This window comes from Pelorhabdus sp. sgz311002, assembly GCF_056134285.1.
In genome coordinates this window covers 131,817-141,517 of the sequence record NZ_JBWBCL010000009.1, presented here as the reverse complement: position 1 = coordinate 141,517, position 9,701 = coordinate 131,817, and the positions used below count along the sequence as shown (strand labels likewise).

At 40.7% G+C, this 9,701-nt stretch carries 8 protein-coding genes; 3 read left to right on the top strand and 5 right to left on the bottom strand.

Annotation, left to right across the window (positions count from 1 at the left end; translation table 11 throughout):
* Together AC0NJP_RS13835 and AC0NJP_RS13830 are read left to right on the top strand one after the other, a co-directional pair.
* A partial coding sequence (locus tag AC0NJP_RS13835) for a hypothetical protein (protein WP_474700186.1) occupies positions 1-191 on the top strand: 191 nt, incomplete at its 5' end.
* Positions 192-370: 179 nt separating this feature from the next.
* Positions 371-2,350 (top strand): methyl-accepting chemotaxis protein, encoded by a 1,980-nt coding sequence (locus AC0NJP_RS13830; RefSeq protein ID WP_474700185.1) that lies wholly within the window; start codon positions 371-373, stop codon positions 2,348-2,350.
* 72 nt (positions 2,351-2,422) lie between these two features.
* Here AC0NJP_RS13830 and AC0NJP_RS13825 read toward each other — a convergent pair whose 3' ends face one another.
* The 3 genes from AC0NJP_RS13825 to AC0NJP_RS13815 all read right to left on the bottom strand — a co-directional run bounded on the left by AC0NJP_RS13825 (position 2,423) and on the right by AC0NJP_RS13815 (position 6,432).
* A complete protein-coding gene (locus tag AC0NJP_RS13825) occupies positions 2,423-3,148 on the bottom strand; it encodes a LytR/AlgR family response regulator transcription factor (protein ID WP_474700184.1) in 726 nt (241 codons plus the stop codon).
* Positions 3,138-4,826 (bottom strand): LytS/YhcK type 5TM receptor domain-containing protein, encoded by a 1,689-nt coding sequence (locus AC0NJP_RS13820; protein ID WP_474700183.1) that lies wholly within the window; start codon positions 4,824-4,826, stop codon positions 3,138-3,140. The genes AC0NJP_RS13825 and AC0NJP_RS13820 overlap by 11 nt, the downstream gene beginning before the upstream one ends.
* 133 nt (positions 4,827-4,959) lie before the next feature.
* The gene (locus AC0NJP_RS13815) at positions 4,960-6,432 is read right to left on the bottom strand and encodes a DASS family sodium-coupled anion symporter (RefSeq protein ID WP_474700182.1); all 1,473 of its coding nucleotides are present in this window, start codon (positions 6,430-6,432) and stop codon (positions 4,960-4,962) included.
* A 259-nt stretch (positions 6,433-6,691) separates the two neighbouring features.
* On the opposite strand from AC0NJP_RS13815, the gene AC0NJP_RS13810 reads away from it, so the two are divergent.
* Positions 6,692-7,564: a DMT family transporter gene (locus AC0NJP_RS13810; RefSeq protein ID WP_474700181.1), complete on the top strand. Its 873-nt coding sequence runs from the start codon at positions 6,692-6,694 to the stop codon at positions 7,562-7,564.
* A gap of 39 nt (positions 7,565-7,603) precedes the next feature.
* Here the strand turns inward: AC0NJP_RS13810 and AC0NJP_RS13805 are convergent, their stop codons facing one another.
* Together AC0NJP_RS13805 and ade are read right to left on the bottom strand one after the other, a co-directional pair.
* Positions 7,604-7,798, bottom strand: coding sequence for a hypothetical protein (locus tag AC0NJP_RS13805; protein WP_474040081.1), 195 nt, complete (start codon positions 7,796-7,798; stop codon positions 7,604-7,606).
* A 173-nt stretch (positions 7,799-7,971) separates the two neighbouring features.
* Positions 7,972-9,699 (bottom strand): adenine deaminase, encoded by a 1,728-nt coding sequence (ade, locus tag AC0NJP_RS13800; protein WP_474700180.1) that lies wholly within the window; start codon positions 9,697-9,699, stop codon positions 7,972-7,974.
* Positions 9,700-9,701 lie beyond the last annotated feature (2 nt).

The window sequence follows — 9,701 nt, the reverse complement described above, 5'->3', positions numbered from 1 at the left end:
TCAAAGTTTCTTTTTTAACCGTTTCGCCTTCGTTTTTAGAAGCGATGATTCTTTTCTGTTTTCGTGTCGCTCAGCGGCGACTTGTATATAATAGCACAGCAGATTCACTTATGTCAACACTTTTTTCTTCACATTTTTATTCACTACTCTATTTCATTTTTATCTACGAAACCACTTATACAGCCATTTGAGTTTAAGTAATCTTAAACATTTTCATTCATTATATTAAATAAAACAGTATCTCACTTTTAATATCATTTTTCTTAGCTTTGATTCATAAAAATCAGCCTTTTAGCCTATGGATTTGAAACAATCCCTGTTATAATAAAAAAATGACCGATATAAATATGAATGAAGGAGGATGCATTTTATGAGTTTACGTACCAAACTTACATTGATTTTTTCACTCTTATCAGCAATCATTCTTTTAGTATCATCCTTAGCTGGGTACTTATTTACAAAGAATGAAATGACCGTACGAATTCATAGTGAATTAAAAAACAATGTAAACTCACAAGTAAATAGATTGGAAGGCTGGTTGCTGACTAAAGGAAAAATTCTTGAAACCACCGCCGGAACCATTCAAACTACTGTGGGTGATGGCGAAATCACGGTTCCAATGGTCGCCGGTTACAAAAATGTTGATCCAGGTGTTTCCGATCTATACTTTGGTAGTCAAGATGGCAAAATGATTGATGGCAGCGGTTGGGCTCCCCCTCCCGGCTATGATCCCCGAGCACGTGGCTGGTATAAAACGGGCATGGAGCAGAAGAAATTAGTCTTTACCGATCCCTATTTAGATTTAGTAACAAATCAAATGGCCGTATCTGTAGCCATGCCGCTAAAAACTTCTACAGGTCAAATTCGTGGTATTTTAGCTGAAGATATTTTACTTCAAACTCTTGTTGATACGATTAAAGAAATCAATATTTACGGCCAAGGATATGCTTTTCTCATGGATAGCAAAGGCATGATGCTGGCCCATCCCGACAACGAACTTCTATCTAAAAACGTCTTTGAAGTCGAAAAATTAAAACCCTATAGTGATATGATGAAAAAAATGCTTGCCAGCAATGATGGGTATAGCAGCTATGATTTAAACGGTACAACCTATTTAATGGTTTATCAAAAAGTTCCTTCTACTGGATGGACTTTGGCCATTACCGTACCGGAAAAGGTCGTTTTTGCTTCTCTCACCCATCTGAGTTGGCTTTTAACAATTATCGCTGTTCTTTCTATTCTAATTGTTATTGGCATTACCTATGTGACAGCCAATCGTTTGTCTAAACCGATCGAAGCCCTCGCTCAAGATGTCCAGGAAGTATCATCAGGAAATCTCACGGTTCAAAGTACCGTAACCGGAAAAGATGAAATTGGTATTCTTGCCAGCGGTTTTAACTCCATGGTGCAAAACTTAAGAGATCTGATTCTAAAGGTACATACAGGCTCCGAGCATGTTGCAGCATCATCAGAGGAACTGACAGCAAGTGCGGAAGAGTCTTCACAGGCTTCTAATCAAGTTGCAGTTTCGGTAACCAATATTGCAGAGAATGCAGCACATCAACTTCATGCAGTAGAAAGAACTAAGATTATTGTTGATAAAATGCTTGCCAATAGCAACGAAATTATCACAAATACCCGTGGCGCTGTTGATAAATCAGCGATAGCAAGCGAGAAGGCACAGGCAAGCGGCACATCGGTCTCACGAGCAATCAATCAAATGGAACTCATCGAAAAGACAGTAAATACTTCCGCAAAAGTTGTTGCCAATCTCGGCGAACGTTCCAAAGAAATCGGCCAAATTGTCGATACGATTGCCGGAATTGCCGGACAAACTAATTTACTTGCTTTAAATGCTGCTATTGAAGCTGCTCGAGCTGGCGAACAAGGCCGTGGCTTTGCTGTCGTTGCTGAAGAAGTTCGCAAACTAGCGGAACAGTCGCAAGAAGCAGCAAAACAAATTGCCGAATTAATCCATGAAATTCAATCGGATACGAATGAAGCTGTCACAGCAATGGATCAAGGCACACGGGAAGTTGCACTAGGAACGGAAGTCGTTGTATCTTCTGGTGAAGCGTTCCGGCAAATTGCCGAATTAATTACAGAAGTCTCCGGCCAAGTTGCTAACATTTCTGCCGCAATCGAAACAATGGGACAAGGAAGCCGTGAAATAGCTACCGCAATGACTTCCATTGATAATTTAAGTAAAACAACAGCTGCCGAGGCCCAAACTGTTTCCGCTGCAACAGAAGAACAATCCGCCTCTATGCTAGAAATTTCTTCAGCAAGTCAAAACCTAGCGGATATGGCGCAACAGTTACAGCAAGCTGTCAATCGATTCAAAGTTTAGTTAAAAAGCATATAAATTAAAATAAAAAGCACAGAAAGAAGGAATCTTCTCAATTCCTTTTTCTGTGCTTTTTTAACGAATCCCCAGAACGGTTTTCAACGCTTTTACTTTATTGCGGCTCACTGGCACTTCTTCATGCTTGCAATCAGACATACGCAAAAGAAAGGAACCGTGAAACCAGGGAACAACTTCCGCAATAAAATCGAGATTAATAATATATTGGCGATGCACGCGCATAAACGATCCATCGTTTAATGCGGCCTCGACCTCCTGCAAAGTCAGTGCAACAGGAAACTCCTTTTCTTTCGTGCGAATAAAAACGTCTTTATCTTTCACATAAGCTAAAACAATCGCTTTTTTATCAACGGGAACCAGATTTCCCTTTTCGATTGCACAGATCCTAGAAACAGGAGAAAGTTCAACTGTTTCCCGTGTTGATAACAGACGAATTTTATGCAATACCTTCGTAATTTTCGCCTGAGTCACCGGTTTCGTAATATATCCCACGGCTAAAGTGTTAAAAGCTTCGAGAGCATGCTCATGGAAAGCTGTTAAAAAAATGACGAGTGGCGGTTGACGCAACACATCTAGTTTTTGTACTAATTCCAGTCCAGTCATTTGCGGCATTTTGATATCAAGGAACAAAAGATCGCAATCGTTCTTTGCTAAGTAAGTCAAAGCATCCAAGCTATTGCAAAATTTTTGGGTCACTTCCATATCAATATGACTTTTTAATAGATATTCAATTTCATCACAAATTGGCTGCTCATCATCAACAATGACTGTTCTAAACGGCATACTGACGAGTCGCCTCCTTAAGTGGGATTTGCATTCGCACCGTAGTGCCTTGTCCGACTTTACTTTGAATCTGTAATCCTCTCTCTTTACCGTAAAGACCGATTAAGCGACGCTGGACATTCACAAGACCGATGCCATCTGTTTGTTCAGCGAAAACAGCCTCTACTTGCTGCCTTTCCATTCCTACGCCATTATCATAAACCTCGACAGACAATTCCTGCTGCGTTCGCCGAATTTCCACCTTCAAATGACACTCAGCAATTTTCGGAAACAGCCCATGTAAAATAGCATTTTCCACTATAGGCTGCAGAAATAGAACTGGCAGTTTCTCGCTTCCCTCACAATTAATTACATCAACACCCACAGTAAGCCTTGGTCCAAACCTCGCTTTGGCTATTTCTAAATAAGCATGAATCCCTTCTATTTCCTCGTTTAAGCTGATAAATTCACCATGTTCACTAAAATTGAACTGCATCATGGTAGCTAAATGACCAAGAAGTTCTCGTGCCATATTCGGATCGGTACGACAAAAAGAAATAATAATATTAATCGTATTAAAAATGAAGTGAGGATTAATTTGCGCCTGCAACGCTTTTAACTCGGCTCTTTCCCTCAGTTTTTTCTGTTGTTCAATTTCATCAAGCTCAATCTGCGCCGATAACAGACTTGCTAAGCCATCAACAATATGAGTGTCAATCGAAGTAACTGAATTTTTCTGCGTTTTAGCAATTTTTATCGTACCAACTACTTCGCTACCAACAATAAGCGGCGCCACAATCCCTGATTGCAGTGGACATTCGGGTACAATACAGCCTTGCTCTTCTGATGTGTTAAAAATAACGGGATGTCTACTGTCTAAGGCCGCCTGCGTGGAAGAAGCCAAAATTTTTTCACCCACTTTATGATGATCACTGCCTGATCCAATAAAAGCTAAAATATTCTCCTTATTGGTAATCGCTACCGCATCGACCTCAGCTAATTCATAAATAAACTGAGCTGTTTTTCCGGCCGATTGCACAGTAAGACCATTACGCAAATAGACACTGGTTCTCCGGGCGATATTTAATGCTAATTCGGCCGCTCTAGCACCTGCTAAATCCTGTTCAGCACGAATATCTTTAATGATAAGAACAAACACGACTGTTCCAATGACAGAAACAAGAGTTGTCGGAACAGCAATCGCTTTCTCTAACGCCCATGCAGCCTCAAAGGGTTTTGCAAAAGCAAGAACCATCAGTTTTTGAATCACTTCAACGAGAAAAGCAACCAAAGCCGCTGTTTTCCATGGCACCTGAACGATGCCAACTTTATGACGTACCCAACCTGAGATCAGACCTGCTAAAATAGTAGCAAAACCACAAGTTTCCGCCGTAAATCCGCCTAATACATAGCGATGAAAACCGCTGATCACCCCTACAGCAAAACCAACATAAGGGCCTCCCATAAACCCGCCCATTAAAGCGCCAACGGTTCGATTATTGGCCAAAGCCCCCTCTATTGGCATACCATTATAAGTTCCCATAATGGATAAACTAGAGAAAATTAATGTTAATACAAGTTGTGAAGAAAAAGTAGCCGGACGAATCATACAATTAACTAAGTACTTGTTACGCCCTATTAAATAAGCAACCATGGCAATTAAAGCCATTTCACTTAATAGTTCAGGAATTAATCCCATATTCCCCTCCCGTTTTCTTGAAAAAATCTAATCGATTTAAATTCTCTTTCGCCAAGAAAAATCCTGCTAATTCTGCAAAATAGGCCCTACTGTAACAGTAGGGCCTAGCACTTTCTATTCCGATAAAAAAGCCTTACACAATACCAATCCATTTCCAATAAGTTGCTCCGAGCAACAAAATTAAGCCGTAAGCAATTAAAGCTAGGGGAACTCCGGTACGAATAAAATCTTTTACTTCAAAAGTTTCCGTACCATAAGCAATCATATTCTGTGGTGCATTTACAGGAAGAATAAAACCAAAACTGATGACATATTGCAAGATCATAGTAAGACCAACTACGTTAATGCCAGTGATGGTGCTCCCTTGTAAAATTGAGATAATAATAGGAATCATCGCCGCTGCCAAAGCAGTCGCACTGGCAAATCCCAAATGAATAATGATCAAAAAAGCTGCCATAACTGCTAAGATCACCAAAGCGGGCATAGTCTGCAACCCAAAGAGCGTTACAATGATTTTCGCTAACCAAGCAGCTGCTTTTGTTGATAATAAAGCGGAACCCAAACTAATGCCAACACCGAATAAAATCAAAGTTCCCCAGGGAATCTTAGCCTGCGCATCTTTCCAGGTCATAATCCCGATCTTCGGTAACAACATTAAGGAAATCATTGCAATCGTTGTAGTTGACGTATCAAAAGGATGAGCAATCTTCTCCGTAGACCAGAAGAAAAGCAGAATAAAAGACATCGCCATTAACTTTTTCTCAGCAAGGCTCATGGGTCCAAGCTCAGCTAGAGCACGGGCAATGGCTTCTTTACCACCTGCGACTTCTTTTGTTTCCGGCGGCATCATTTTAATAAGAACATAATAAAGAACCACAGACATAATTGCCGCAAAAGGCGCAGCAGCAACAAACCAGTCCATCCAAGTAATATATACGCCTAATTGTTTTTCTATGAATCCAAGGGCAATCATATTCTGAGCCGCAGCTGTTTTAATCCCTACGTTCCATATACTATCAGCCTGTGCTACAGCAATCATCATAACGCCAGCAAAGCGGCTCTTCTTATCCACGCCAAAGGCGGTAATAATCCCCATAACAATCGGTACAAGACAAGAAACACGAGCTGTTGTGCTTGGTACAAAAAAGCTCAAAATAAAACCAACCGCAATAACACCCATTAAAACCCGATTTGTCTTAGCTCCTATTTTAGATAAAACAAACAAGGCAATCCGTTTGTCAAGCCCGGTTTGTGTCATTGCAGCGGCTAAAAATAAAGCACCGCCGACAAGGGCCAGAGCCGTATTAGAAAACCCACTTAACGCCGATGTCAATGCGGCATTTGTTCCAAGTAAAACATCAGGCTTTGCCGGGTTAGGCGCCGTCCCTAATAAAAAAGACATCAAACTTAAAATAACTGCCGCACTGACAGGATAGGAAATCGCATCAGTCATCCACACCACAATAGAAAATACCAAAATAGCCAACATCCGATGCCCCGCAACAGGCAATGTCGGCGACGGTGGCAACAGTAAGATAGCGATCATGGCAATAAGTCCAATTAGTAATCCATACTTCTTGGCAAAAGATTCTTGACTTGCATTCATTCGCTTATAAACCCCATTTCTATAGTTTTAAATAATTTATGGATTTAAGTATACTGTAATTTGCATAAAAGCACTATAAAAAGCGTCTCAACAGTTAAAATCTTTCACTGAGTGGCAAAAGATAAACACCGAAAAGTCCGATAATATTGATCAAATCAAATAGATAGTAAAATGCAAACAATTTTAAAACATCATAAAAACCCTGTTTTATAGTATAATCATTCATAATGATTCTTTACTAGAAAGAAGGTTTCCATCAATGAAAACATCTTATCTTGGCCCTTTTTATTTAACGATAGCAGCTAGCATCTGGGGTGGAACTTACGTGGTCAGCAAAGTAGTTCTAACAGTGATTCCAGCACTAGAGCTTATCTGGCTTCGCTATATAATCGCTCTAAGCGCCTTATTACTGCTCTGTTTCTTTTCGCGACAATCGCTTTCGATTCGCTGGAAAGACATTCCTCTCCTTTTTATAATTGGTTTTATTGGATATTTTCTTTCGATTTGGGCGCAATTTGTTGGAACTCATTTGGCCTCCGCTCAGATGGGAGCCGTAATCACAGCGGCAACTCCAGCACTCATGGTCGTCTTTGCTCGCTTTCTATTAAAAGAAACGATAACGTGGCGTAAAGGCTTATCCGTTCTTTTGGCCTCGGCTGGCGTTATCTTAATCGCTGGCTTTGGCAGTCAGCAAGATGCATCGCTAATTGGCGGATTGATTCTAGGCTTCGCTGCAATCACCTGGGCATTAATGTCCGTACTGATTAAGCTTGTCCCCGCTCGCTATTCATCTTTATTGATTACTACTTATGCTATTTTCACGGCTACTCTTACGCTAACTCCATTCGTATACGCTTCTTTGCCAAATATTCCTTGGCAGTTAATCCAAGAAGACCCTACCTTATGGAGCGGACTCTTCTACTTAGGCGTTATTTCTACGGCTGGCGCGTTTCATTTTTGGAATAAAGGCCTGCTGCTTGTGGAAGCAAGTAAAAGCGGCATATATTTCTTTTTTCAGCCGCTCGTGGGAACGTGTCTAGGCTGGTTGCTACTTGGCGAAGAGGTTACTCTTGGTTTTTGGGCTGGAACCAGTTTTATTTTATTAGGAGTGCTGCTAATTTTAAAAAAATAAGTCCGCCTGATTAACTCAAGCGAACTCGTTATTTCTTCTTTATTTTTGCATAAGATAAGGAAACTGCTCTTCTTTGCCCATTTCTTTTAACCGATCTTTCGCTTCCTGTACGGTATAGCCAATTCGCACAGGGCTTCCCGCTTTTAAAGGAATCAGCCAAAAGTCACCATTACCCAAAACAATTTTTTCTAAAGCATTTACGCTTACTAAAGGGTCCATCACTTGATCCATCATGATTTTCTCTCCTTCTCGCAAATTACTTGTAAATCAACACCCTTTATTTAGGGCACTAGTCAAAAAAGAAACATAAAACAATTATCTTATTATTTACTCTAATTCGATAATTCTACTTAATACTGCGATTTCCTTTTTCTTTCGTAAAAAATTTTTAGTCGAATCAACTGATCTTACAGTGAAACTGGTAGAATTTTGCCTTGCGCTACATCAACCAGACCACAATCCGTTAGTTTGACACTGGGAATTACTGGAAGACTTAAAAAAGCTAAAGTCATAAAAGGATCATAGACATCTCGAATACCAAGCTTTTTTGCTAAAAGCTGCAAAAATAAAAGCCTCTCTCTTACTTCTTCCACAGGAAGCTCTGTCATTAAACCTGCCAGCGGCAAAGCTAAAGATCCTAAAACTTTGCCATTATCTACAATGGCAAGCCCGCCTTGCAAGCGCTGTATTTCCTCTAATGCAAGCATCATATCATCATCGCTCGTGCCCGCAATAATAAGATTATGGGAATCGTGTGCTACAGTAGAAGCAATTGCACCTTGTCGTAAGCCAAAACCTTGCAATAAACCTACCCCAACATTTCCACTGCCATGATGCCTCTCCCATACGGCTAGTTTGATAATATCCTGTTTAACGTCAGGTAAAAACTCTCCCTTATAACTAGGAACAGGCAACGTCAATAAAGTGGTAACCAACTGCCTTGGTATCAGACCAATTACTCTAGCTTGAGTCGATTCAGCGGGAATTCTTAACTTCTCTTTTTTTATCGGACCTAAGCAAAGCGTATTCGTAACAACTTGCTGTTTCCTAACCAAATTATGAGATAAACAGGCGCCCTCTCTAGCAACAACTTTCCCATCCTTAATAACAACAGTCGGCTTCCAGGTAGTAGTATCAGAGAAAGCTAAAATATCGGCTCGATAACCAGTTGCTATGGCGCCAAGTTCTTTTAAGCCAAAATACCTAGCAGTATTGATGGTTGCCATTTTCAAAACCCAACTTAGATCAAGTCCTGCTTCAATAGAAAGCTTAATAAGATAATTGATATGACCAAATTCAATTAAGTCTTCCGGATGACGATCATCTGTCGCTAAAAGGCATTGTGGCAAAGTATGCGCTGTAACTGCCGCTAAAAGTGAACGAAGATTTTGGGCAGCGGAACCTTCCCGCAACATAATATACATTCCCTGTGCCAACCGTTCCATCGCTTCCGACGCAGTTAAACATTCATGGTCAGATTGAATGCCTGCAGCAATATATGCGGCCAAAGTTTTTCCCGTAACACCGGGAGCATGTCCGTCAATCATTTTCCCCTGCACCAGAGCTAGTTTAGCCAATACTTCTTCTTTACCAGTTATTACACCAGGATAATCCATCATTTCTCCCAAACCTAATACGCGAGGGTGATCGAGAAAAGTAGCAAGATCTGCTGCTAAGAGCTGGGCGCCAGCATGTTCAAACTCTGTAGCCGGTACACAAGAAGGCAGCATAAAATAAACATTGAGCGGTAGGTCTTCGGTTGCGTCGAGCATATACTGAATGCCTTCGCCACCTAATACGTTAGCAATTTCATGAGGATCAGCAATGACCGTCGTTGTCCCGATCGGAACAACAGCTTTCGCAAATTCACTTGGGCTGACCATCGAACTTTCTATATGCATGTGGGCGTCAATAAATCCAGGCGTTAAAATAAACCCCTTCATATCCAATTCCTCTTTAGCACGGTATTTGCCAATTCCAGCAATATACCCCTCAACAATTGCTATATCGCCTTCCATAAATTCGCCTGTAAAAACATTAAAAATTCTGCCATTTTTCAATACCCTATCAGGTTCCTCTTGGCCTAGTGCTGTAGCAATTAAGCGTTTTAACGGTTTTATATAAACCCCTCCCACAT